At 68.9% G+C, this 23,475-nt stretch carries 24 protein-coding genes and 1 riboswitch; of the genes, 8 read left to right on the top strand and 16 right to left on the bottom strand.

Going from position 1 to position 23,475, the window contains the following annotated elements; genetic code table 11:
• The 9 genes from ACPYOM_RS11770 to ACPYOM_RS11810 form a co-directional block, all read right to left on the bottom strand.
• Nucleotides 1–568 (bottom strand): TauD/TfdA dioxygenase family protein (locus tag ACPYOM_RS11770; RefSeq protein WP_481346086.1); only part of this gene is annotated, 568 nt, incomplete at its 3' end.
• 97 nt (nt 569–665) lie between these two features.
• Nucleotides 666–1,610 carry an ABC transporter permease gene (locus ACPYOM_RS11775; protein WP_481346087.1) on the bottom strand — a complete coding sequence of 315 codons (945 nt, stop codon included), beginning with the start codon at nt 1,608–1,610 and terminating at the stop codon, nt 666–668.
• On the bottom strand, nt 1,610–2,506 hold the full coding sequence (locus tag ACPYOM_RS11780; protein WP_481346088.1) for an ABC transporter ATP-binding protein: 897 nt from the start codon (nt 2,504–2,506) through the stop codon (nt 1,610–1,612). The genes ACPYOM_RS11775 and ACPYOM_RS11780 overlap by 1 nt, the downstream gene beginning before the upstream one ends.
• Before the next feature lie 5 nt (nt 2,507–2,511).
• Nucleotides 2,512–3,534, bottom strand: coding sequence for an ABC transporter substrate-binding protein (locus ACPYOM_RS11785; protein WP_481346089.1), 1,023 nt, complete (start codon nt 3,532–3,534; stop codon nt 2,512–2,514).
• Between the two features lie 349 nt (nt 3,535–3,883).
• The gene (locus ACPYOM_RS11790; RefSeq protein ID WP_481346111.1) at nt 3,884–3,955 is read right to left on the bottom strand and encodes a putative leader peptide; all 72 of its coding nucleotides are present in this window, start codon (nt 3,953–3,955) and stop codon (nt 3,884–3,886) included.
• Nucleotides 3,956–3,987: 32 nt separating this feature from the next.
• Nucleotides 3,988–4,100, bottom strand: a riboswitch (SAM riboswitch).
• A gap of 125 nt (nt 4,101–4,225) precedes the next feature.
• The gene (locus ACPYOM_RS11795; RefSeq protein WP_481346090.1) at nt 4,226–4,999 is read right to left on the bottom strand and encodes a MerR family transcriptional regulator; all 774 of its coding nucleotides are present in this window, start codon (nt 4,997–4,999) and stop codon (nt 4,226–4,228) included.
• 70 nt (nt 5,000–5,069) lie between these two features.
• Complete coding sequence (locus ACPYOM_RS11800) at nt 5,070–5,831, bottom strand: ABC transporter permease (protein WP_481346091.1); 762 nt, start codon at nt 5,829–5,831, stop codon at nt 5,070–5,072.
• 10 nt (nt 5,832–5,841) lie between these two features.
• Nucleotides 5,842–6,609: an ABC transporter ATP-binding protein gene (locus ACPYOM_RS11805; RefSeq protein WP_481346092.1), complete on the bottom strand. Its 768-nt coding sequence runs from the start codon at nt 6,607–6,609 to the stop codon at nt 5,842–5,844.
• A gap of 269 nt (nt 6,610–6,878) precedes the next feature.
• Entirely contained in the window at nt 6,879–7,574 is a 696-nt protein-coding gene (locus ACPYOM_RS11810) for a response regulator (RefSeq protein WP_481346093.1), read from the bottom strand.
• A 54-nt stretch (nt 7,575–7,628) separates the two neighbouring features.
• On the opposite strand from ACPYOM_RS11810, the gene ACPYOM_RS11815 reads away from it, so the two are divergent.
• Nucleotides 7,629–8,600, top strand: coding sequence for a hypothetical protein (locus ACPYOM_RS11815; protein WP_481346094.1), 972 nt, complete (start codon nt 7,629–7,631; stop codon nt 8,598–8,600).
• Nucleotides 8,601–9,124: 524 nt separating this feature from the next.
• Nucleotides 9,125–9,502, top strand: coding sequence for a hypothetical protein (locus ACPYOM_RS11820; RefSeq protein ID WP_481346095.1), 378 nt, complete (start codon nt 9,125–9,127; stop codon nt 9,500–9,502).
• Nucleotides 9,503–9,831: 329 nt separating this feature from the next.
• Here the strand turns inward: ACPYOM_RS11820 and ACPYOM_RS11825 are convergent, their stop codons facing one another.
• The 3 genes from ACPYOM_RS11825 to ACPYOM_RS11835 all read right to left on the bottom strand — a co-directional run bounded on the left by ACPYOM_RS11825 (nt 9,832) and on the right by ACPYOM_RS11835 (nt 12,826).
• Complete coding sequence (locus tag ACPYOM_RS11825) at nt 9,832–10,062, bottom strand: hypothetical protein (RefSeq protein WP_481346096.1); 231 nt, start codon at nt 10,060–10,062, stop codon at nt 9,832–9,834.
• A 282-nt stretch (nt 10,063–10,344) separates the two neighbouring features.
• Nucleotides 10,345–10,992, bottom strand: a complete 648-nt coding sequence (locus ACPYOM_RS11830) for a response regulator transcription factor (protein WP_481346097.1) — start codon at nt 10,990–10,992, stop codon at nt 10,345–10,347.
• 55 nt (nt 10,993–11,047) lie between these two features.
• Nucleotides 11,048–12,826, bottom strand: a complete 1,779-nt coding sequence (locus tag ACPYOM_RS11835) for a histidine kinase (RefSeq protein WP_481346099.1) — start codon at nt 12,824–12,826, stop codon at nt 11,048–11,050.
• A gap of 304 nt (nt 12,827–13,130) precedes the next feature.
• Here ACPYOM_RS11835 and ACPYOM_RS11840 point away from each other — a divergent pair, with 304 nt between their 5' ends.
• The 3 genes from ACPYOM_RS11840 to ACPYOM_RS11850 are packed head-to-tail and all read left to right on the top strand — an operon-like array spanning nt 13,131 to nt 16,852.
• Entirely contained in the window at nt 13,131–14,963 is a 1,833-nt protein-coding gene (locus ACPYOM_RS11840) for a TRAP transporter substrate-binding protein (RefSeq protein WP_481346100.1), read from the top strand.
• Nucleotides 14,960–15,313 (top strand): response regulator, encoded by a 354-nt coding sequence (locus ACPYOM_RS11845; protein WP_481346101.1) that lies wholly within the window; start codon nt 14,960–14,962, stop codon nt 15,311–15,313. The genes ACPYOM_RS11840 and ACPYOM_RS11845 overlap by 4 nt, the downstream gene beginning before the upstream one ends.
• 54 nt (nt 15,314–15,367) lie before the next feature.
• Nucleotides 15,368–16,852, top strand: coding sequence for a sensor histidine kinase (locus tag ACPYOM_RS11850; RefSeq protein WP_481346102.1), 1,485 nt, complete (start codon nt 15,368–15,370; stop codon nt 16,850–16,852).
• Between the two features lie 428 nt (nt 16,853–17,280).
• Here the strand turns inward: ACPYOM_RS11850 and ACPYOM_RS11855 are convergent, their stop codons facing one another.
• From ACPYOM_RS11855 to ACPYOM_RS11865, 3 genes are all read right to left on the bottom strand, one after another.
• A complete protein-coding gene (locus ACPYOM_RS11855) occupies nt 17,281–17,742 on the bottom strand; it encodes a hypothetical protein (protein WP_481346103.1) in 462 nt (153 codons plus the stop codon).
• 264 nt (nt 17,743–18,006) lie between these two features.
• A complete protein-coding gene (locus tag ACPYOM_RS11860; protein ID WP_481346104.1) occupies nt 18,007–19,026 on the bottom strand; it encodes an NAD(P)/FAD-dependent oxidoreductase in 1,020 nt (339 codons plus the stop codon).
• A 215-nt stretch (nt 19,027–19,241) separates the two neighbouring features.
• Complete coding sequence (locus ACPYOM_RS11865; protein WP_481346105.1) at nt 19,242–20,057, bottom strand: oxidoreductase; 816 nt, start codon at nt 20,055–20,057, stop codon at nt 19,242–19,244.
• 139 nt (nt 20,058–20,196) lie between these two features.
• Between ACPYOM_RS11865 and ACPYOM_RS11870 the strand changes: the two genes are divergently transcribed.
• From ACPYOM_RS11870 to ACPYOM_RS11880, 3 genes are all read left to right on the top strand, one after another.
• Nucleotides 20,197–20,820 carry a TetR/AcrR family transcriptional regulator gene (locus tag ACPYOM_RS11870; RefSeq protein WP_481346106.1) on the top strand — a complete coding sequence of 208 codons (624 nt, stop codon included), beginning with the start codon at nt 20,197–20,199 and terminating at the stop codon, nt 20,818–20,820.
• Nucleotides 20,821–21,492: 672 nt separating this feature from the next.
• Nucleotides 21,493–21,747, top strand: a complete 255-nt coding sequence (locus ACPYOM_RS11875) for a Smr/MutS family protein (RefSeq protein WP_481346108.1) — start codon at nt 21,493–21,495, stop codon at nt 21,745–21,747.
• Nucleotides 21,748–21,931: 184 nt separating this feature from the next.
• Nucleotides 21,932–22,354 (top strand): DUF309 domain-containing protein, encoded by a 423-nt coding sequence (locus ACPYOM_RS11880; RefSeq protein WP_481346109.1) that lies wholly within the window; start codon nt 21,932–21,934, stop codon nt 22,352–22,354.
• Between the two features lie 276 nt (nt 22,355–22,630).
• On the opposite strand, the gene ACPYOM_RS11885 is transcribed toward ACPYOM_RS11880, so the two are convergent.
• Nucleotides 22,631–23,475: glycoside hydrolase family 32 C-terminal domain-containing protein (locus ACPYOM_RS11885; protein ID WP_481346110.1), on the bottom strand; the 845-nt coding region annotated here is incomplete at its 5' end.

The following is a 23,475-nucleotide window of genomic DNA, read 5'->3' on the forward strand; positions in this document are numbered from 1 at the left end:
AGCCCTTCGACTTCTCGTCGAACGACTCGACGGCCTTGTCGGCGTAGTCGTACTCGTTCGTGTGCACGGCCCAGAGCTGGTCCGCGAGGGTGCGCAGGGGCTGCGGCAGGGCACGGTAGGCCGCCGCCGAGCTGGCGATGAGGGTCTCGCCGCCGTACTCGGGCACGGTGTGGCTCACGAGCGTGCTGATAGCCGGGGGTGCCTGGACGAAGGTGACGTCGGTGTGCCACTGGTTGGCCCGGCCGCGCTCGCTGTCGACGGGCAGCACCTGCGGTGCACCGTCGACCGCGGGGACGGTCGGGTGCGCCGTCGTGAGTGTGCCGAAGTAGCCGGCGAACCGCTGCTGGCCCGCGTCGTCGAGCGGGGCGTCGCGGAAGACGAGGGCCTTGTGCTCGAGCAAGGCGGCGCGGATCCCCGCGATAGTCGCGGCGTCGAGGTCCTGGGTCAGGTCGACGCCGGACACCTCGGCGCCGATGTGGGCGCCCAGCTTGCGCACGGTCAGCTGACCCGCCGGCTCAGCAACCGGGGTGGCGGACGCGGTCGGGGTGCGGTCGGTAGTGGTGGTCATGATGCTTCTCCTATGTGGGTGGGTGGTCGTGCGGGTGTTCGGTTGGGCGGCTTTCGGGTGGCGGTGTTCGGGTGGGTCGTCTGTTCGACTGGGGTGCTCAGCGGCTGGGCGCGAAGGTGCGCCACTTGGAGAAGTGCGCCTCGAGGCGGACCAGGCCGACGTTGACGGCGAGCCCGAGCAGGGAGACGGTGAGGATCCCGGCGTACATCTGTGGGATGAGGAAGCTGCTCTGGGCGTTGACGATCTGGAACCCCAGTCCGGCCTTGGCTCCGACCATCTCGGCGGCGATGAGCACGAGGATCGAGGCGGTGCCTCCCATCCGGATGCCGGTGAAGATGGTCGGGACGGCAGAGGGCAGGATCACCTTCTGGAAGAGGCGCACCTGCGAGAGCCCCAGGGAGCGGGCGGCTCGGATCAGCAGCGGGTCGACCGTGGTGGCACCTGCGATGGTGTTGAGCAGCACGGGGAAGAAGCTCGCGTAGGCGACGATCGCGATCTTGGACGTTTCGCCGATGCCGAGGAGCAGGACGAACACCGGGAGCAGGGCGAGCGCGGCGGTGTTGCGGAACAGCTCGAGCAGGGGTGTGAGGAACGACGCCAGTTTGCGGTACCACGCGAGCGCGAGGCCCAGGGCGATGCCGGCCGTGACGGCGATGCTGAAGCCCGTGACCGACCGGGTCAGGCTGGCCGACAGGTGGTCCCACAGCTCCCCACTCGAGATGGCGTCGAGCAGGGCTCGGAGCACGTCGTGCAGCGGCGGGAGGAACACGCGGGTGTCCTCACCGAGGAGGAACTGTGGCACGAGCTCCCACGCGAGCAGGAACACGACGATCGCCGCGGACCGCCATAGGGCCACCTTGGCGGCGCGCAGGATCCTCGAGAGCCGACGCCTGTATCCCCCGGGGCGGGGCGCGGCCGCGCTCGCGCCGTCGCCGCGAGCCGGTTCGCCGTCCGGGTTCAGGGCGCCGGGGCCCTCGGGGGGCGGGGCAGCGTCGATGGCGTCGGTGGCGGGGAGGGAGTCGATGGTGTGGGTCGTGGTCATCAGGCTGCCCTCTCGGTGCCGTCGGGCTGGATCTTCTGGTGGCCGGCTCGCTGGGCGCTGGCCACCTCGTCGTGCAGCAGCTCCCAGAGGCGGTGCCGGTAGGCGACGAACTCAGGCGCGGAGCGCAGGTCGCGCTCGGCGCCCAGGGTGCGGTCGCCGAGGTCGACGTCGACGACCGCCTTGAGCCGACCCGGCCGCGAGCTGAGCACCGCGACCCGCTGGCCGAGGTAGACCGCCTCCTCGATGCCGTGCGTGATGAACACGGCCGTCGTTCCCGTGGCACCCCAGATCCGCAACAGCTCGTCCTGGAGCTGCTCACGGGTCTGGGCGTCCAGCGCCGCGAACGGCTCGTCCATGAGCAGGATCCCGGGCTCGTAGGCGAGGCTGCGTGCGATGGCGACCCGTTGCTTCATGCCGCCGGACAGCTCGTGCGGGTACCGCTCCTCGAACCCGCCGAGACCCACGAGGGCGAGGTACTCGCGCGCGCGATCCAGGCGCTCCTTCTTGCCGAGCCCCTGCCGGCGGAACTGTGGCCCCTCCAACCCGAAGGCGACGTTGCCGAGCGCGGTGCGCCACGGGAAGAGCGCGTACTGCTGGAACACGATGCCCCGATCCAGGCCCGGCCCGGCGACGGGCCTGCCGTCGACGAGGACCTCGCCCGCGGTGGGTTCGCTCAGCCCGCCGAGAATGTCGAGGAGCGTTGTCTTGCCCGACCCGCTCGGGCCCACGAGGGTGAGCAGCTCGCCCGCCGACACGTCGAGAGTGATGTCCTCCAGTGCACGGAGCACGCGGCCGGACGGGGTGTCCTTGGTTGGGCGGACCTGGAAGTCCTTGGTGACGCCCCGCAGGCAGATGCGGGGAGTGGGCGGGTTTCCCTGGTGTTGTTGGGTGCTCACCGAGCTCACCCAGCCTTCGCGAGCCCGTTGAGCTCGTTCGTGTAGTAGCTGGCGGGGTCGAGCTTCTTGCCGCTGAGGAAGCCCTTCTCCTGCAGCCAGCTGCCCCAGCGGGTGAAGTCGGTGTCGGAGATGATGCCGCGGTCGGTCACCGCGACGCTCTTCCAGTACTTGAGGTTGTCGGTGTTCTCGTGGCGGCCGCGCTGCTCGATGATCTTGGTGAACCGGGCGATGACCTGCTCACGCGGGGTGGTGCGCTCCCACTCGATCGCCTTGGCGACGCCGGTGACGAAGTCCTTGGCGGCGTCCGGGTGGTCCTTGATGAACTCGTCGCGTAGGACGTACTGGCCGCCGTTGAAGGCGCCGAAGAGCTCGTAGTCGCTGAACAGGCGGCGCAGTCCGCCCGCTGCGACGGCGTGGTCCTGCAGGACACCACCGAGCGTCCCGACGTCGACCTGACCCCGACGCAGGGCCTGCTCGGTGTCGTTCGGTGGCACGACGACGAGCTGTACCTGCTTGATCTCGTCGGGTGTGAGGCCGTTCTTCTGCAGCCAGGTGTTGATGACGGCCTCGCTGTGCGCGCCGAGCGTGTTGACGGCGATCTTCTTGCCGATGAGGTCCCGTGCCGTCCGGATGGGGCTGTCGGCCCTGACGTAGAAGCCGTTGAAAGTCTTCGCGTCCTCGCCGTAGTAGTTGATGACGGCCTTGACCGGTGCGCCGGCCGTGATCAGCTTGACGACCGCGCCGGCGAAGGCGCCGCCGTAGTCGGTCTGGTTCGTCGCCGCGGACTGGATGTCCTGGGGACCGCTGATGGTGTTGCCCACCCAGTTGAGCTTGACGACCTTGAAGTAGCCGAGGTCCTCGGCGAGCTCGGGGAGGGTGACGGAGTTGGCCCATCCCTGGTAGCGCAGCGTGACGGGGCCCGACTCCTTCTGCTCGGCCCCGGAGGCGGAGGAGCAGGCCGAGGCCAGTCCGGCAACGAGGAGGGTCACGGCAGGAAGGGCGAGGATCCGTGTGGGGAACTTCTTCATGTCGGTGCTTCTTTCTGCGGGAATGGACGGGCAAGTGGCGTCGGCGGGTCAGGCGGAGGCAGGGCTGGTCCCGGCGGCTGGGTCAGAAGGGCAGCCGTGATGATCCGCGCGCCGGGAGGGCATGCCGAGGCGAGTGCCGTACCGGGACTCGGGGAGCAGGCGGGCGTTCCGCGTCAGCTGCAGGTGGTCAGCAGGCCGGCTGCGGAAAGCCTGTAGGCGCGTCCGCGGGCGGCCGCGGATCGACGTCGTTCAGGCATGTCCGCGAGTCGCTGCGCGAAGACGCGATGCGGCGATGGCGGGCAGCAGGACATCCTCGTGGCGTCGCGCAGCCGCGTTTCGGGGGACTTGCTCAGGCGGGACAGAGGGAGCTGCTCACGCGCCGCAGGTCGACGTGGCGTCGGCCGGTGAGCATGTGGTTCATGAGTCGTCCTCGGAAGAGACGTGAGGCAGAAAGCCTCGCGCTTGCGACCACCGGTCGGCGGCCGCCGTGTCATCACCCGGGGCACCCCATCGCGAGGAAGGGTTGCCGTCCAGCGAGCCGGGGCTTGGCACTGGATCTCGTGACCTGTCCTGACAGTAGCGGGACAACGCCAAGACCTACCAGTTCCATAGGAAAAGGTCTCTCATGCCGAGACACGCATCCCCGCTGGTCGCGGCAAGACGGGTGTCGACGGACGATGCCGCGGGGGGGTCAGACCGCGGGGTGCATGCGCCGGATGTTGGTCCAGCCCGTCCAGCCGCGCTCCTCGAGGAGCTCCAGCAGGTGGTTCGCGCACGGGAAGGACTCGACGAACGCCGCGTCCAACAGGGCGACCAGGTCCTCGCTGACGGGATGTTCGTCCTCGATGCCCACGGCCTCGGCTGCCGCGGCCTCGATGAAGGCGGCGACCCGGTCTGCGAGCGCGGGCAGCCGCGGGTCGTCCGGCCCGCAGTCGGCGAGGTCTCCGATGTCGAGATACAGCCGACGCAGCCCGTCGTGTTCGATCTGGGCGTGCTTGATGGCCATGAGGGCCGGCACGGCATCCGGCATCTGGCCGGCGATCAGGATCCAGCTGTCGCGCTCGACCTCGATCAGCCGCTCCCTGAACCCGAGCTGGCGCATCCGGTCCAGGTACGCGACGGCCTCCGGCGGCAGCGTGAGGCTCTCGCCGGCCGCGAGCTTGGCGATCTGCTGCCGGTGACGTCGGCGCTGGCGGATCTCGGCGCGCAGCCGGCGGTCGATGTCCTCGACGGCCATCGCGAACTCCTCGTCCCGTGCCGTGAGCAGCTCATGCACGCGCGACAGAGGTACGCCGGCGTCGGCCAGGGTGCGGATCTTGACAAGCTCGACCACGGCGGCAGCGTCGTAGCGCCGGTAGCCGGAGTGGTCGCGCCCGGGCTCGGGCAGCAGCCCCTTGGCGTGGTAGTGCCGGACCGCGCGTACCGTCACGCCGGCGTACGACGCGAGCTGGCTGATGGTGAGCATGGCGTCATTCTCCTGCCGCGGCGGTGTCATGGCGCTTCGCGGTGTCCACCCGTCGTCGCCTCCCGCCGAGTCAGGCGATCTTGCTGCGGTAGGTGCGCCTCGCGAGGGTGTGGGCGACAACCAGCAGGCCGACGCACCAGGCGACGGCTATCCAGGCGTCGTTGCCGACCGGCTGCCCGGCGTAGAGGCCGCGGATGGTGTCGACGATCGAGGTGACCGGCTGGTGCTCGGCGAACCAACGCACGGGACCGGGCATGCCAGAGGTGGGCACGAACGCCGAGCTGATGAACGGTAGGAAGATCAGCGGGTAGGAGAACCCGCTCACCCCGTCGACCGACTTCGCGGTCAGCCCGGGAATCACGGCCAACCAGGTCAGCGCCAGGGTGAACAGGACCAGGATCCCGAGGACCGCAAGCCACGCGAGAACCCCTGCGCCAGAGCGGAATCCCATCGCCAGCGCGACGAGCACGACGAGCGCGAGCGAGACGAGGTTCGCCACGACCGACGTCAGCACGTGGCCCCACAGCAGCGCCGATCGGGCGATGGGCATCGACTGGAAGCGTTCGACGATGCCCGTCGAGACATCGGTGAAGAGCCGGAAGGCGGTGTAGGCGATGCCGGAGGCCACGGTGATGAGCAGGATCCCGGGCAGCAGGTAGTCGACGTAGCTGCCGCCGCCGACATCGATCGCGCCACCGAAGACATAGACGAAGAGCAACAGCATGGCAATGGGCGTGATAGCGGTGGTGATGATGGTGTCCGGGCTGCGCAGGATGTGGCGCAGCGAGCGCTTGAGCAGGACAGAGGTGTCGCTGAGGAAGTGGGTGGTCATCGCGGGGTCCTTACGTGACGGGATCGCCGTGGCCGACGACCGCGAGGAAGATCTCTTCGAGGGACGGCTGCTTCTCGACGTACTCGACCGTGGCCGGCGGGAGCAGCTGCTTGAGCTCGGCGAGGGTGCCGTTCGCGATGATCCGGCCCTCGTGGAGGATCGCGATCCGGTCGGCCAGGTGCTCGGCCTCGTCGAGGTACTGCGTGGTGAGCAGCACCGTGGTCCCCTGGCCGGCGAGCTGCTGGACGGTCTTCCACACCTCGATCCGCGACTGCGGGTCGAGCCCGGTCGTCGGCTCGTCGAGGAAGAGCACGGGCGGGTTGCCGATCAGGCTCATGGCGATGTCGAGGCGACGGCGAATGCCGCCGGAGTAGGTCGCCACCCTGCGCCGGGCCGCGTCGGTCAGCGCGAACCGTGTCAGCAGCCCGTCCGCGACCCCGCCCGGGTCCTCGAGTCGTCGCAGCTGAGCTACGAGCAGCAAGTTCTCCCGCCCGGTGAGGACCTCGTCGACGGCGGCGAACTGCCCGGTGAGACTGATCGACCCGCGGACCTTCGCGGGCTGGGTGGCGACGTCGAACCCGTTGACGGTGGCGGTCCCGTCGTCCGCCTTGAGCAGGGTCGACAGGATCTTGACGGTGGTGGTCTTGCCGGCGCCGTTGGAGCCGAGCAGCGCGAAGATGGTGCCGGACGGGACGCTCAGATCGACGCCCCGGAGCACCGCGTGGTCGCCGTAGGACTTGGTCAGTCCGACGATGTCGATGGCTGGTGTCATGGTCATGAGGCAAGCGTCCAACCTTGACGCAGCGTCAACGTCAAGCCCCTGCTCGCCCGCCGCGCTGCGTCGGAGACAACCAAGGCCGGCATGTGCCCCGACCCACGCAGGAAGCGACCAGGTCACCCGCTCACCAGCGTGCTCCAGGTCGAGCGGACCGCGGCCGTGCTGGGGCTGTGCCCCTGCCGTCGTCCACCTCGCGGCGAGTGATGACGTCGGGCGCCGTGCTCACCGTCACCGCCGGAGCGCCCGGGGCGGCTGAGGGTCGTGATGCTTCACGGCTGGAAGCGATAGCCCATGCCCGGTTCGGTCAGCAGGAAGCGCGGATGGCTCGGCTCGGGCTCGAGCTTGCGGCGCAGCTGCGCCATGTAGAGGCGTAGGTTCGCCGGCTGGTTGACGTAGGCCGCGCCCCAGACCTCGGTGAGCAGGTGACGCTGGGACAGCAGCTTGCCCGGGCTGCGGACCATCACCTCGAGCAGGGCCCACTCGGTCGGCGTGAGGCGGACCCGCTCGGGCTCGCCGGATGCCATCGCCCGGGTCACGACCTTCGCGGACAGGTCCACGGTGACGTCGCCGAATACCGTCGTGGGGACCACCTGCGGCTCGCCGCCCGTGACCCGTCGGGTGATCGCGCGGATGCGCGCCAGGAGCTCGTCCATGCCGAAGGGCTTCGTCACGTAGTCGTCGGCGCCCGCGTCGAGCGCGACCACCTTGTCGGGTCCGCCCTGCCGGCCGGACAGGACGATGATGGGCACGTCGGTCCACCCCCGCAGGCCCTCGATCACATGGACGCCGTCGAGGTCGGGCAGCCCGAGGTCGAGCACGACGACGTCGGGTTCGACCTCCGCGGCGACCCGCAGCGCCTCCGCACCGGAGGCGGCCACGTGGACCTCGTAGTCCCGCGCCGTGAGGTTGATGCGCAGCGCACGCAGCAGCTGTGGCTCGTCGTCCACGACGAGGACGCGTCTCACCGGTCACCTGCCTGGGCGGCGTCGGTGGAATCACTGCCGTCGCTGTGATGGTTTGTGCCGTCGGCGCCGTCGGCGCCGTCGGCGCGGTCGCGCGGTCGGCGCGGTCGGCGTCAGAGGCCTCGGGCACCCCCTGGGCCGCGGGAAGGCGCAGCACCATCGTCAGGCCACCGCGGTGACCGCCTCGCCTACAGCAACGGCATCGTCGCCCTCGCGCTGGTCTCCGGACTGCTCCTGGCCGTCTACCGCGCCGACGTCGACCAGCTCCTGCAGCTCTACATCCTCGGCGTCTTCACCTCCTTCACGCTGAGCCAGCTGGGCATGGTGCGCCACTGGAACCGTCAGCTCGACGTCGTCATCGCGCCCGGCGTCCGGACCCGGATCAACGTGGCCCGGGCCATCAACGCGGTCGGCGCCACGTTCACCGGACTGGTCCTGGTCATCGTCCTCGCGACCAAGTTCACCGGCGGCGCCTACCTGGTCGTCATCGCGGTCCCACTGCTGTGCCTGATCATGCGGTGGGTGTCACGGCACTACACCAAGGTCACCGAGGAGCTGCGCCCCGCCTCCGAGTCGCGCGTGCTGCCGAGCCGCGTCCACGCCGTCGTCCTCGTATCGAAGGTCAACGAGCCGGTCCTGCGCGCGATCTCCTACGCCCGCGCCACACGCCCCTCGAGCCTCACCGCGCTCACCGTCTGCGTCGACCCGGACGAGGTGCGCGAGCTCCAGCGGGACTGGGTAGCGCAGGACCTGCCGGTCGCCCTCACGCTGCTGGACTCGCCCCACCGCGACATCACCGACCCGATCATCGACCACGTGCTGCGGATGAGGACCGACAACCCGCGTGACCTCGTGGTCGTCTTCATCCCCGAGTACGTCGTCGACCGATGGTGGGAGGGGCTGCTGCACAACCAGAGCGCCGTGCGGATCAAGCTGCGGCTGCTCACCGTGCCCGGCGTCGTCGTCACCCTGCCCTACCACCTCCAAGCCGAGGCCCCGGTCAGGACGCCGGCTCCTCAGCACGCGTGAGCCCGGGCATCCGGTCGCGACCCGTGGATGCTCGTCGCGCCAGGGAAGGGCGACCTCGTTGGCGGCAGCCGCGCCCAGAACGTCGCAGCGACCAGCGACAGGCACCACCTGCGCTTGGATCTACACAGTCGCGGCCACCGTGTCACGCACGCTTTCGAGGACTGCGCGGCGGCGTTCGGGGTCGGTCGTGATCGTCGCCGGGCGGTCTTGCTGTAGATGCGCACGGGGTACGCGCGCCTTCGGATCATGGGCGCATCGTAGGAGGGCCAGAAAGAGCCACCGACCCGTTAGCGGAGCCAGCGCGTCGGAGAGGCCGGGTCAAGGGTGGCCGAACGCCATCACGAAGCGACGCGGGCGCCCTGATGCGGTCCGGAGGCGTGCGGACAGTGAAGCGTCGGGTCGGCGGCTCGGAGGTCACCCACCGTGCCTTGGAGGCTGTCGATTTTGGGCACGGCCGTTCTCCCGTCGGGCCAGCAAGGGCCCCTCGCAGTCACGAGCTTCGTGACCTGCTCACCCGCAACAGCGTGCCGTTCGAGTTCTACGCCGCCGACTCCGAGCCCGGCCTGCGGCTCATCGACGAGTTCGCGCTTGACCTGCAGCGCCTCCCTGCAGTGATCCACCACGACGGCTCGGTGCAGCACGATCCCAGCCTCGCCGACGTGGCGGCCGCGCACGGGATCGAGACCCAGCCCTCGCCCGGGGTCTATGACCTCGCCGTAGCCGGGGCCGGTCCTGCAGGTCTGGGAGCCGCGGTGTACGGGGCGTCCGAGGGGTTGCGCACGGTGGTCTTCGAGCCGCTGGCGATCGGGGGGCAAGCCGGTACGAGTTCCATGATCCGCAACTACCTGGGCTTCCCTCGGGGGATCAGCGGCGGTGAACTGGCGTTGCGGGCCTGGGAGTAGGCCTCGCTCTTCGGCGCCCAGTTCGTCTTCATGCGCAAGGTGACGGGCCTGAGCCCACGCGGTGACGCCATCATGATGACGCTCGGTGATGGCAGCCAGGCGGTCGCCAGGGCAGTGGCGGCGGTAAGACGCGCCTCCCGCCACAGCTACAGGTCGGCTTGTTGAGGACGGCTACTTGGGCACGTCCGTGCGGTGTGCTCAGGCCTAAAAGTCGATCCATTGTCCAGACGATTCGTCACGGCGAACATCAACGGGTCAGGCACAGGAGAGGCCCGGACCTGCGCTCTGCAGGGTCCGGGCATCTGGCGTCGGGGCTGGAGGCTGGGTTCTCAGAGCGCTGCCCGGCCGACGTTGACCAACAGGACGATCTCGTTGTGGATGCTGCGCTTGTCCGAGAGCCGCGCCTGGGCGTAGGCCTCGTTGAGCTGGTCGATGGCCACCTGGACCGTGTCAGTCGCGTCGCGTGTCGGTGGATCCGGCGCTGGCGAAGCGGTGGCGGCGGCCGGAATGGCCAACAGGCCGGAGACGACGACTGAGATGGCGGCGTTGCGAAGGTTCATGGCACTCTCCTGGAAGGACGAATTCGCCTGGGAGCCAAGCGATGTGGTGTTGGGATGGGCTGCGGATGTCCCACTTCCAGAGTCGACTTGGAGGCCACTTCCCACATTCGGACCACCACTCGATCCGCATACCGCCACCTTGGTGTTTCCCCGCATCGGTGGCATCGCGAGGGGACGTGAAGGGCGCAATGGCACCGCGGTCCACTTCACACGGCGCACAGCGGAGGTCGCAGGTTCCTTCACCGGAGTCGGTCAGTCCTAACCGGACCTCCAGCTCCTCGGTCAGGCGCTACGCAGGTAGGTCAGCACCGCCAGCACACGGCGGTTGTTCTCCGACGACTCGTCGAGCCCCAGCTTCGTGAAGATCTGGCGCACATGCGCCTCGACCGTCCGGTCGGTGATGAACAACCGCCTGCTGATGCCCTGGTTCGTCAGGCCCTCGGCGACCAGAGCAAGGACCGCGCGCTCTCGCTCGCTGAGCGCCTGGACCGGATCATCGGTGCGACGCCGGTGGAGCAGCCGCGCGACGATCGTCGGGTCGACGACGGTCTCGGCCTCGGCCACCCGCCGGAGGCTGTCGACGAGGACGTCGCCCGAGAAGATCCGCTCCTTGAGGATGTAGCCGATACCTTCGGGCTGGTCCTGGATCAGACGCAACGCGTACGCCGACTCGATGTACTGCGACAGCACCAGCACCCCGGTGTCGGGGAACTCGGACCGGATCGCGGCCGCTGCGACGATCCCCTCGTCGGTGTGCGTCGGAGGCATCCGGATGTCCACGACGCAGACATCGGGCCGATAGACGCGCACGTGGTTCATGAGGGTGATGGCGTCACCGGCTTGGCCCACCACGTCGACTCCACCGGACGTGAGCAGCGCAACGACGCCTTCGCGCGTCAGCAGCGTGTCGTCGGCCACAACGGCTCGCACGAAGCCTCCTTCTCGTGAATGAGACACCTTGGCTCGGTCCCTACCTGCGCACAGGTCACCTCGGGGCACCGTCCCCGAGGATGGCCCCCGGGCTGGCCCCCGTCGCCGCGAGCGGCAGCTCGAGCTCGATCCGGCGGTCCTTGTCGTCGGGCAGGACATCGAGGTGTCCGCCGAGCGCGTTGACGCGGTCCTCCAGGCCGTCGAGGCCGACATCCGCCGCAGCGACATCCACGCGGACCCGTAGAGCGTCACCGTCGTGCACGGCATACACCGTGGTGGGTCCCGCGGCCGCCGCCCTCGCCACGAGCAGGTATGCCGTCGTCTCCACCACCGCGGGGAACCGCCGGTCCGGGACGTCGACGACACGGACGTCCATGGTCTCGCTCAAGACCGCGCATGCGCCGGCGAACCCCTCGGTGAGCAGGACGTGCGGATGGAGTCCGTTGGCCAGCTCCCTGAGGTCCTCGAACGTCGCCCGGATCTCCGCCTCCGCCTCGTCCACCTCGCCGTGGTGTCCTTCTCCGGTCGTCGTCCGCAGCAGGCGCAGACCCAGCAACAGGCCCACGAGGCGCTGTTGGGCGCCATCGTGCAGGTCGCGCTCGAGCCTGCGCCGCTCCCGGTCTCCCGCCTCGATGATGCGCACGCGCGAGTCGGCCAGAGCGCGCACCTGGGCGAGTCCCTCGGCGCGCAGCCGCTCGTTCTCCAGGCCCAACCGAGCCGCCGTGACGACCTCACGAACGGCATCCGGGTTGTCGAACAGGCCGGGGCGGTGCACGAGAACCGCGATCTCTTGGCCGTCCTCGACGAGCCGGCTCGTCACCCGTCCGGGCCCGGCCGTCACGTCCACCGACGCGAGGTCCACGTCGCGATAGGTCCCGTCGACCGGATACGCGACCTGCAGCGACGGGTCGTGCAACCATTCGGCCAGAGCCTCGCGCATGCCGCCGGCCGCCACCTCACGGTGCAGGTCGACGACCAGGCCGGTGACGCTGCGCCGCATGGCTCGCGCTCGCAGCAGGCTGAAGGCGACGGCGAGGGCCAGCGCGGCCAGGCCTGCGAGCTGCACCCACCACAGGCCCTGGTCCGTCGACGATCCAGCCACGAAGCCGCGGTCCAGGCTCCGGACGAGTTGCGCCGAGACGGCTAGCAGGTAGAGGAAGCCGATCGTCCATACCGCGCCGCGCGCCCGGCGCGACGCGGGCCTCATCCGTGCCAGGCCAAGGAGGAGGAGCAGCATCGTGATGGTGGCCCACGCGAGAGCGGCCGCCATCGCCAGTCGCGACGACGCCGCTGCCAGGTCGGGGTCGTCCCGCACCAGAAGCAGGTTCGTCGGGCAGTCCGAGCAGCCCTGGGCCTGTGGGTCGAGGAACAGAGCAGGCACGAGTCCCAGCGCGCCGACGAATACGAGGGCCCCGGCAACGAGCAGACAACGCTCCACTCGGCCGCCCACACGTCCGGACGGGAACGCCAGCACCGCCCACGTCGCGGCGGCCGGCACGGCGATGGTGAGAAGCAGACCCAGCGAAAACACTGCAGCAGAAAGCGACCCGGCCGCTGTCGCGCCGGGGATGTCCCACTCCGTGGCGAGCAGGAGGGTGGCGACGAGGATCAGCAGCCAACCAAACGGGTTCGCCGGTCGGGTGAGTAGGTGCACGATCCCCGCGGAGGCCAGCAGTGCCACCGTGCCGTTGAGAGCAACTTCGGACAGGGTCGAGTCGCCGCTGTCGGAGAAGCCCGGCGACGCGGCGACCACGCGCATCGTCAGCCACGCAACGTTCGCCACGAGAGCGAGGGCCACGACAGACCACATGACCTGGGTGGCATGGATCGCCACCGCCGGAGGTTGGCCCGAAGGCCGGCCTACTGCCGCACCCATGGCTTCTTCCCTACGACATCGCTACGTGAGCGCGGCGACCAGCCCTGCGGCGATCCGCCGCGAGGAAGTCAATCGCACGTTCTGCCTAGCCCTCATGGGATCCAGAATCCACCCGGGGCGCGTTCCGTGACTCAGTGTTGGCACTGATTCGCCTGACCGGTTGGGGGGACGACACTGGCCTCGAAGCGAGACAATCAGAGCCTTCAGGCACCGAAGGGAAGTGCCGGCCATGACCCGAGATACGAGGTCGACCCTGGCGCTCGTGACTGCCGTCGTACTGGGCCTCGCGGGTTGCACCTCGTCTACACCCAACCGGGCCGGTGGCGGAGGCCTCCAAGAGGTCACCGTGCTGGAGATCGCTCAGCTCAACGACGGTGCGCCCCTGCAGGTCCAGGCGTATGCCGCAGAGGTGCAGAAGCAGTCGCACGGGTCCCTGCGCCTTCACTTCAAGGACTACTGGCGTAAGGGCGAGGTCGATTTCGAGAAGCACACCCTCGAGGACGTGACGAGCGGTCGTCTGCCGGGTGCCTGGGTCGGCGTGCGGTCGCTCGACCTGATCGGCGTGACCTCGTTCCAGCCGCTCATGGCGCCGCTGCTCGTCGACAGCCAAGCGGTGCAAAACCGCATCTTCTCGGAGGGGATCCCGCTTGAGATGGCGCGCGGCCTCGAGGGGCACGGCATGGTGGCGGTCGCCGTCCTGCCGGGTCCGATGCGCAAGGTGCTCGGGGTGCGCAAACCGTTCCGAGAGCGCCCGGACTTCCGCGACATCGACTTGGGGATCCAGGGCGGTGAGATACCGGAGGCCACGGCGATAGCCCTCGGGGCGACCTTCACACGAATGCCGTCCGGCGGGAACCTCGCCGGGGTCGACGCGTACGAGCAGCAGGTCGAGAACATCGTCGGCGGCTTCTACGGACTCGAGGCGAAGTACGTCTCCGCGAACGTCAACCTCTGGCCCCAAGCCATGGCGGTGGTCCTCAACGAGGCGTCCTACCGTGCGCTGACCGACCCCCAGCGGGAGGTCCTGCGCAACGCCGCCAGGACCGCGATCCCGGCGGCCCTCGCCGTGACGCGGAGCGAGGCAGACTCCGCCGTCGCCAAGCTGTGTGGCCAGGGTGTCGCGTTCCTGCCCTCGTCAGACCTGCAGCTTGCCGCCCTGCGCCGGCTCGTCCAAGCGGTCTACGACGACATTGCGCACGACCCGGGCAATGCCCGGATGCTCGACCGGCTCACCGCTCTCCGGGCCGCCGTCGCCGCGCCGCCGGACGTCTCGGTTTGTCCAGCGCATGGATCCGGCGTCGGCGATGGGTCGTTCCCCGACGGGACCTACGAGATGGTGATGGAGAACGACGTGAGGTCGCAGTGCACGGACGGCTCGACGCAGGGCACACCCGGGCGCCAGTCGTGGTACTCGCTCGAGGTACTTGGCGACCGACTCACCATGCGTCAACGTATCGACAGCCAGACTGCGCCCCAGCAGGTCGTCTACATCGGTGTCTACTCCACCTTCCGCGACCGGGTCCAGATCGACAACCTCACCGCGAGGTGGTCTTTCGACGGGACTGCCCTGCGGCTGCGCGACATGACCGGCGGCTCCTGCGGCGACGCCGCCGTCTGGACGACCAATCCCTGGGTTCGGCGGTCCCTCCCGGCTCAGCCACGTGAGTCGATAGTGCCGGACGGGACGTACGAGACGGTGCTCTCCCCCGACGACCGCCACCTCTGCGACGGCCAGCCGGGGCAACACCATCTCAACCGGGAGGTCTTCGACGCGCCCAGCCACCCCCTGACTTGGTATCTGAGGTTCACGCTCGACGGCGGATCAGTGACGGAGTACGAGAGCGAAGTCAGCGCTGCGGCGATCGGCCGCATGGGATGGGTAGGCAGCTACCGAGTGCAGGGCAATACTTTCGAGCTGACCGATCTCAAGAGCACGGCAAACTATCCGGCCGGTACTGAACGCCGGGACCTCTTGACCGCCACCTTCACTTTCGACGGCAGGACCCTCACGCTCACACCCGTGGGCTCCTGGCCGTGTGACGCCAGAGTCGTGTGGACCCTGCACCCGTGGACCTTGACGAGGAAGGCGCCATGACACGCACCCTCGTGATCATCGACGACCACGCCGGCTTCCGAGCCTTCGCACGAGCTCTCCTCGAGGCAGAGGGTTACGACGTCGTGGGGGAGGCCGCGGACGGCTCCTCCGGTGCTGAGCTGGTATGCCGCCTGCTGCCCGACGTCGTGCTGCTCGACCTCGTCCTGCCGGACGTCGACGGGTTCGCCGTGTCCCAGCGCATCGTGGAGAAAGCTCCGAGATGCGCCGTAGTGCTCACCTCCACGCGCAGCCGCAGCTCCTACGGTGCGCGTATCGCGGACAGCCCCGCTCGCGGCTTCGTCGACAAGAGCGAGCTCAGCGGCTCTGCGCTGGGCCGGTTAACCGGGTAACCCATGGCCGAGATCGGTCTACTTCATGCAATCGACCTGCTGGTCGGGGTTGTCGTGATCGCTGCCGGCCTCGCGTCGTTGCGGTTCGGCAGGGTCGCCCGGCTGATCCTGCTCGTCGGGGCGACGTGGCTGGTCGGCAGCGTCCTGCCCGCAGCCGTCTTCCTCCACCGTGGTCCGCTGGTGCACCTGCACCTCACCTACCCGACGGGGCACTCGAGGCGCCGCTACGTCACGGCTGTCGTCGGGGCGGCGTACGCCCTGGGCATTGTCGAGGCGTTCGTGCCGACCGCCGCACTCACCCTCGTACTCGCGCTGCTGGTCGCCGCAGCGGCGATCGACGTCTTCGTGCGCACCACAGGCCCCGCCCGCAAGGCCGGACGGCCGGCCCTGTGGGCTGCCCTCGGGTTCTCCGCCGTGCTCGTGACGAGCGCGCTCAACCAGCTGCTGGCCTGGGACATCGTCGTGCCCGTCCTGCTGGCATACGACGCCGTCGTCGCGGGCGCCGCTGTCGTGCTGGCTGCCGACCTGCGCTGGGGTCGCTGGACCGAGTCGACCCTGAGCGACCTCGTCGCCGACCTCGGGGGAACCTCCGACACGAGCGGGCTGACCGGACGGCTGCGTCGAGCCCTGGGCGACCCCGGTCTCACGGTCGGCTACTGGATCGCGGAGCGGGCGGCATACGCCGACGACCAGGGTGAGCCCGTCGAGCTGCCGGTGGAGGACCATGAGCGCACGGCCACCCCCATCGACGACCAGGGCCGACCGGTCGCCGTGCTGGTCCACGACCGGGCACTGCTCGAGGACCCGCGGCTGGTGAGCGGAGTCGCGACGGCCGCCAGGCTCGCCATGACCAACGCGCAGATGCTCGCAGACATCCGTTCGCGCGTGGACGAGCTGAGCGAGTCGAGGCGACGCATCGTCGCGGCTGTCGGAGACGAGCGGGCGCAGATCGCCGACGAGCTCGCCGGCGGCGCGCAACGACGGCTCGCCCGTGTCGCCGACCTCCTGGACCACGTCGTGGTCGGACCTGCGAGTGACCCGCACCTTGCTCTCGTGCGCCAGGAGGTCGTGCGTGCGCAGCAGGACCTCATGACGTTCGCCAAGGGGGTACGCCCCGAGGCGCTCGTGGAGGGTGGCCTCGACGCGGCGGTGCGTGACATGGCAGGCCACCTCCCGTTCCGGCTAGATGTCGGAGTGCATGCCGGACGCCTCCCCGACGCGGTCGAGGGAGCGCTGCTCTTCTTCTGCTCCGAGGCGGTGACCAACGTGGCGAAGCACGCCCGCGCGACCCGCTGCCGCGTGACCATCACCAGCGAACCGGACCTGATCGTGGCAGTCGTCGACGACGACGGGGTCGGCGGGGCGGATCCGTCCGGCTCAGGCCTGCTCGGCCTGACCGACCGGATCGAGACGATGGGCGGCCGGTTGGTCGTGACGAGCCCGTGCGAAGGTGGCACACGCCTCGAGGCGAGCATCCCGCAGTCGGGCCAGGCTGCGGAGCACAGGGATTTCGACAACGTTACGAGCGAGGCCAAGTAGATCCGCAACTCCCCTGACGGGGCTTGAAAAGTGACCTGAAGGCGGCAACGACCTCGATTCGGACGCGATTTGGCATGGCCGCGCTGGCCTCGTGCCCGGAACTGCGACCGCGATAACAGGCCCGGGAAGGCACTGCAGGGCGTCGCCTGAAATTTGCACGCCGGCTCACACCGCACAGGGGGCGCTTCGTTGATTCGGATGGTGGCGGCAGTTCACGAAGCGGCAGGATGCGCTGATCGCGGCGGTATGACGCTGGCATCTGGCGCTGCCCTCAGGTCGAGCGTCGCTGTTGATTCGTTACTCCCAACGCGTGCTCGTGGTCCCCACTCGTGCGGACCCTCCTGGTCTCTCGTCGGACAGGGGCGGATGAGGCATTCGGCGGCGTGGTTGATCCGGTGCCGCTGCCGCCGGATGCTGGCTGAGGCGGGCTATGCCGGTCCCGCCAGGCGGGCGGTGTCGGCCGGGAGCCCCTGCCAGTGGCGCACCAGCTTGAGCACCCGCCACACGAACACGCCCATCACGGTGGCGGCCACGAGTACATCCCAGATTCCAAGCCGCACCCCGGGCGCCCACGCCCGATCTCCAACACGAACCCCCTGCCTGCGGTCACCCACGGCGGCCGGACGATCCTGCCACGCGACCGGAGTGGTCCTGGTGCCGTCCAACTCGATGAACGTGCCGACCGGGATGTCCGTGCCCCTGGCGGGCCGGACGCCTTCGATGACCATGACCCCAAGCCGTCCGTGACCGGATGCCGCCACTACCTTCTCGGCCTCTGCATCGACGGTGACCCATAGCACCCACCGGAGCACGACAACGATCACGACATCGAGCACCACGGCCCTGACCGAGGTGGTGCCGCTGGGGCCCGCCTCGTCCGTGCCATTCATGACACCTCCCCAGCCCACCGCAACCCGCCGTGCACGACGATGGCCTCTAGGCGCCGGCCTCACTGATCACGATTGCGGCGTTCACCGTGATCCACTGTGTAGCAGGCTAGTTGAGCGGGAACCATAGGTTTTTTGCGTCTTGGGCTGGGGTAGCTTTTCCCCTTGCTTGCTGGGCATGGCTGAAACCGTTTGGAATACTGATCGGTTTCCTCGCCGATAAAGGTGAGGCGAGCGGGTGACGGGCTGACATCTCATGGCTCATGATCATCGTGCGGCGCCTGTTGGGCTTACCTCGGCGATCCCCTGGAGGGCCGCGTCGGTGTCCGCGATGGCCAGCATCCTGTTGATGTCGGCGCCGGCCAGCGCGCCGGCCGCTGCGGAGGCCCCGACCTGGGCGACCAGATCGGTGGCGTTCCCGGCCACCCACACACCCGGCACCTCGGTGGAGCCGGCCACGCCGGAGGCGAATCCGCGACCCTTGTTCGGCAGGTCCTGCACCGGCAGGTGCAGACCTTCCAGGCCTTGGGCGCGGATCTGCAGCTGCGCGAGGACCGCGAGGACGCGGCGGGCCACGACCTGGCCGTCGGCCAGGCGCACCCCGGCGAGGGCACCGTGCTCGTCGTTGACGACCTCGGTGACCGGGGTGTCGATGATGCGGATGCCCCGGGCAGCGAAGCGGGCGCGGCTGTCCTCATCCAGGTCAGTGCCGTGGGTGAAGTAGGTCAGGTCCTCGGTCAGCTGACGGTACAGAAACGCGTGGTCGATGGAGACCGGGCCGGTGGCGAGGATGCCGATGGGCTCATCACGCACCTCCCAGCCGTGGCAGTACGGGCAGTGCACCACGCTGTGCCCCCAGTGCTCGGCGAGCCCGGGCACCTCCGGCAGCACATCGGCGAGGCCGGTGGCCACCAGGATGCGGCGGGCGGTGATGCTGCGGCCGTCGGCCAGGGTGACGGTGAACCGCAGGTCCCCGTCCGCCGACGGGGCGGCAGACTCGGCCGAGACCACCTCGCCGAACACGACGCGTCCGCCGTACTGGCGCACCTGCTCCCGGCCCCGCCGTAGGATCTCGGACGGCGGGGTGCCGTCCAGGGCGATGAGGCCGTGCACGGCCTCCGCGGGCGCGTTGCGCGGGGAGCCGCTGTCGATCACGACGACCGAGCGGCGGGAGCGGGCGAGGATCAGTGCACCGTTCAGCCCTGCGGCGCCCCCGCCGATCACCACCGCGTCGACGGTCTCCTCGGCCAGTGCGTCGCTCTCGTACGGAGGAGTCGTCGCAGCCATGGTCTCCTGCCTTTCACTTTCAGTCATGGTTCGGTCAGCCCTTCGAGTTCTGGGTGGCCCATCCCGGTGGTGTCGCCGCGAGGGTCGCGTGGTCCGCTACTCGGCCCATGCCGCGACCCGTTCCGCGAGCGGTCGGACGAGAGATTCTGATGTTGGCTTCGGTGTCTTTGGCTGTGGACATGTGCGTCTCCTCTGGCGCCGGGTGTCCTGCGGGGTCAACCGGCCAGTCGGTTGAGCTTGCGGACTTGTCTGTCGAAGGCGCGCGAGGGCACGATCCGGCGCAGGAGGCTGACCCGTGCGGCCATCGAGCCGGCGGTGTAGCGGAGCTTGGGCTTGGCATCGGTGGAGGCCGCGATGATCGCCTTCGCGACAACGTCCGGGTCGTCGGCGTTGCGCACGGCCCTGGCCAGCACGTCTCGGGAGGCCGCCCGCTGTGCGGCGTAGATCGGCAGGGGCGAGTCGGGTGCCAGGCTGCTCGCCTCGAAACTCGTGCTGGTGTACGCCGGCTCGACCAGCAGCATCCGGATGCCGTGCTCGCGAAGCTCATGGTCGACGGACTCGGAGTAGCCCTCGACCGCATGCTTGGTGGCGGCGTAGACAGCCATGAAGGGAGCTGGGATCAGACCGAGTACCGAGGAGACATTGACCACGCGGCCACTGCCCTGAGCGCGCATGTGGGGCAGCACTGCGTTGGTCATCCGCATCAGGCCGAAGACGTTGATGTCGAAGACCGCCTTGGTCTGGTCTACCGAGCTCTCCTCACCGGCGCCGACCGCGCCCACGCCAGCGTTGTTGACCAGGACGTCGATCCGGCCGAACCGCCCGATCACCTCCTCGACCAGGGAGCGGACCGACTTGTCGCTGGCCACGTCGAGATCGAGGAACGTCACCCCGGCGAGCGGTGCGGCGTTCGCCGCGTTGCGGCTCGTGCCGACGACCGCGAAGCCCGCGCCCACGAGGGCGAGTGCTGCCGCCCGCCCGATCCCGGAGGAGGCGCCCGTCACAAGGGCAACTGGGAGAGCTGTCTGCATGCTGGTTCCTTCGGTTGGGGGCATGACTGCGTCCTGCCCAGTTGGGGTCGCCAAGATGGTTCTGTACTGAACAGTCGAAAACCTAAGCCGTTCTGTACTGAGTTGTCAAATACTGCAGGTGGGCCGTACCTTCATGTGTATGGGGAGACCACGAAGCTTCGACCGGGACCACGTCCTGCATGCCGCCGAGCGGCAGTTCCGCGTCACGGGCTACAACGGCACGAGCGTCGACGACATCAGCGCCGCCACCGGCCTGGGCCGTGGCAGCCTCTATGCCGCGTTCGACGGCAAGCACGGCGTGCTGCTGCAGGCCATGGCCGGGTACTTCGCCCGGCTGGGGCACTTTGCGCCGAAGGCGCTCGCGGGACCGGACGAGGGCGCCATGGAACGACTGCACGGGTACTTGCTCCGCGCCGTCAACGGGGTGCCACTCGCCGCCGACGTGCCCCCCGCCCCCGACCGGGCGGCGGCGGCCTGCTTCGCCGCCAAGATGGCCCTGGAGCTCGGCGCCTCCGACCCCGAGGTGCAACGCCTCGCCAACGACTGCTTCTCCGTGGTCGCGACAGCGGTGGCCGAGTGTGTGCGAGCGGCGCAGCGCAACGGCGACATCGACCCCGACGCAGATCCCGACGACCTTGCCTACCTTCTGCTGACCATCATCCGCGGGACCGATGTCGTAGGCGCGTACGGCCACAGTCCCGCCCGCCTGACCTCAATCGCGGAGAGCGCGTTCGCCCTGCTGCCTCGCCCGCACCACCACTGAGAAGGGCACGGCCGGCCTCGTTGCACAGGCATCTGATGCGGTCGGCCCACTTCGACGCCGGAGACATGGCCGGTAGATTTACGCGCCGCCCTGACCTCGTGTGTTGGCGCGTGCCGTGGAGTTCCGGGGGGTGCGGGGTGGGCACTGCTGCGCGATTCGGCCGTGATGGGTTCCATGGATGCTGCTGCCCAAACGAGGGCCGGGACCCGCTTGCCGACCGTCTGGTCAGGGCCGGTGCCGCCTTCGGGAACAGCGCGGAGATCGCCGAGCCCGCGCCATGGCCCGCGACTTCCGCACCACGGTGAAGGCCCGACACGCGCTGCCGGTGTCGGAGCGAGCGATGGGCATGGTGCAGCTGGTCGTCAGCGAGTTGGTCACCAGCGGCGTTATGACGCGACTCCCTCCTCCTCCAGCACATGCTGCTCCGGATACCGGGACTCGCCCGGGTCGCTGCTTCTCGGCCTTCCGTCGTGGGTGCCGCTCGGTGTGTTGCAGTTGCGGATCGACCTCCAGACCGTGGAAGGCGGGGACGTTGAGTGCTGGCGACGAACCTCGGGGCCCTCGCCCGCAACCGCCGCATGCATCGGGGCGCCGAAGGTGGCCGGCCCCGTGCAACGGACGGCAGCGGCTGGGTGCCCGGCGCTGCCGACGCGATGGGAGGAGGATCCCGGGATGAAGCTCAAACTCGACCTGCACGACATCTACAACCGCGGGGACGAGATCGAGCGAGCACTCAAGGCCATCATCGATGAGGCCATCGAGAAGAAGGCGCCCTTGGCGGAGATCATCCCAGGGAAAGGATCCGGTCAGCTCAAGAAGCGGGTTCTGCGCTTCCTGGATCGAAAGGACATCAAGGCCCTCTACCACCGGGTCGAAAAGGACTCCAACAACTTCGGTCGCGTCTTCGTCCACTTCAAGTGGAGGTAGGCACCGATGACGAGCCGCCTCGAGCGGCTACTCCCCTGCCCAAGCGGAGGTAGTGCCTGGATCGATGGGCATGGCGCCTTCATTCCACGGTCGAACGCCCAGTGACGCACCGCCCGGGGCTAGCCGACCGTCAATGGGCGGCTGGCGGCGTTGTATGCCGCGCCGGTCTTGCGAGACTGGCCCCATGGCAGCAGCTGATCGTGACCGGGACGCCGAGGGTCGAGCTCGTCAGGCACGGCCTCGCGACGCCTTGGGTCGCCCCCTTCCCTATGGCACTCAGGGTGTCGAGCCGGTGTCGGAGGAGCCGTTACCTCCCGAGCAGACGCTCAAGGTGGCCCGAGAGCTCGTCGTCGCCGGCCGCTCGTTCTCGGCTCACGAGGTTCTGGAGGCGCGGTGGAAGGCGGGACCGTCGGAGGAACGGGATCTGTGGCAGGGATTGGCGCAGGTCTGCGTGGCCTCCGCGTGCCAGGGTCGTCGGGCAGGCCCCGGACGGCCGCCGCCGCGGGGCATCTCCCTCCAGGTCTGCAACCAGCGGCAGGCTGGATGGCTGGCGAGGGACCCGTCGCGGCGCTACTTAACTCGCGGCTACCGGTCAAACTGCTGGTGAGTTTTGAGTTGGGCGCAGGCGTGGCGCAGCGTGCGCCTGCGCGTCTTGTTCACCTCAAGGCCACACAGGCGACATATACACCGCCGCTGCCATCACGAAGCCGATTCCGACATTTGAGGACGAAGGCACGACTCAGGTGCCAAGTCGCTGCAATCTGCTTGACCCAGTGGTCCGGCTCAGGGCCATGGGCGACGCTCACCACACATCGTCACAGGGCCTTTGGGGAGGGCTTGGCAGGCGGCACATCCTTCCAGCGACCGCTCGCAGCGCCACAGATCAGATGTCAACCGCCTGTGCATGCAGGAGACCTTTGTTCACAAACATTGCCTCGGCGTTTCGGACATAGAGGGCAACTGCACCAGAGGCGCGCACGTCCTCTCGGAGTGCGATGACTGGTTCTCCGTCGATCACTACCCACGTGCGGCCTTGTCCTTGTTCGAACGCCACGGTGTACGGCCTGTTGGATGCGATCGGCATCGGGATGACGTCGTGCGGGTGCTCTTGGCTTGCGCGTCCAATTGTCAGCGCCTGCGCCTGACGGTCGAGCAAGATGACCGCCCCGTTGAGGGGATCCTGGTCGAAGCCGATAACGAGGCCGGCGGCCTCCTCGCCGAGAAGTGTTGTCGGGTTGCCGTTTCGGGTTCCGATGATCTCGATCGTCCAGATAGGAGAGGGAGGAGGCCTTTCGATGATCGCCAGACCAGCCTCCGGCGATGAGCCTACGAAGCCGCGGGAGGTGCTCGCCCATTCTCCGGTGATCACGTCCGTGATCCGCTCGACCTCATCCGGCCACACCCTCGCGATGGGATAGATGGAGAGGCTCTCGAGCCACGCGACACCCGACTTGGCGTAAGGGGCGAAGCCCTGACTGTCAGCCGACGGCAGGATCAGATCGGTGAGTTGGGTTCTGTCTCCGGCAAACACCTCGACAGAGGAACTGTCAACGAAGATCCGAAGCTTGAGGAAGCGGTCGTCGAGGTCTACGGGGCCCTCGTGGCGGCCAGGGAACTCCGGATGAGGGTTCTTCCCACTCCGGGTCCGGTCGACATACACCGCGCCACGAGAGGGTTCATACCCGACCAGCGTCTGCTCTCCGTCGCCTACCCGGATTCGCAGGCCGA

The sequence above is a fragment of the Monashia sp. HAY1-2A genome (assembly GCF_056755315.1).

Coding starts and splice junctions, on each gene's coding strand:
- ACPYOM_RS11860 (WP_481346104.1), bottom strand. CDS start 19,026: ATGGCTGCGACGACTCCTCCGTACGAGAGCGACGCACTGGCCGAGGAG.
- ACPYOM_RS11880 (WP_481346109.1), top strand. CDS start 21,932: ATGGCAGCAGCTGATCGTGACCGGGACGCCGAGGGTCGAGCTCGTCAG.
- ACPYOM_RS11855 (WP_481346103.1), bottom strand. CDS start 17,742: ATGAATGGCACGGACGAGGCGGGCCCCAGCGGCACCACCTCGGTCAGG.
- ACPYOM_RS11785 (WP_481346089.1), bottom strand. CDS start 3,534: ATGAAGAAGTTCCCCACACGGATCCTCGCCCTTCCTGCCGTGACCCTC.
- ACPYOM_RS11795 (WP_481346090.1), bottom strand. CDS start 4,999: ATGCTCACCATCAGCCAGCTCGCGTCGTACGCCGGCGTGACGGTACGC.
- ACPYOM_RS11845 (WP_481346101.1), top strand. CDS start 14,960: ATGACACGCACCCTCGTGATCATCGACGACCACGCCGGCTTCCGAGCC.
- ACPYOM_RS11775 (WP_481346087.1), bottom strand. CDS start 1,610: ATGACCACGACCCACACCATCGACTCCCTCCCCGCCACCGACGCCATC.
- ACPYOM_RS11875 (WP_481346108.1), top strand. CDS start 21,493: ATGAAGCTCAAACTCGACCTGCACGACATCTACAACCGCGGGGACGAG.
- ACPYOM_RS11865 (WP_481346105.1), bottom strand. CDS start 20,057: ATGCAGACAGCTCTCCCAGTTGCCCTTGTGACGGGCGCCTCCTCCGGG.
- ACPYOM_RS11870 (WP_481346106.1), top strand. CDS start 20,197: ATGGGGAGACCACGAAGCTTCGACCGGGACCACGTCCTGCATGCCGCC.
- ACPYOM_RS11825 (WP_481346096.1), bottom strand. CDS start 10,062: ATGAACCTTCGCAACGCCGCCATCTCAGTCGTCGTCTCCGGCCTGTTG.
- ACPYOM_RS11805 (WP_481346092.1), bottom strand. CDS start 6,609: ATGACCATGACACCAGCCATCGACATCGTCGGACTGACCAAGTCCTAC.
- ACPYOM_RS11800 (WP_481346091.1), bottom strand. CDS start 5,831: ATGACCACCCACTTCCTCAGCGACACCTCTGTCCTGCTCAAGCGCTCG.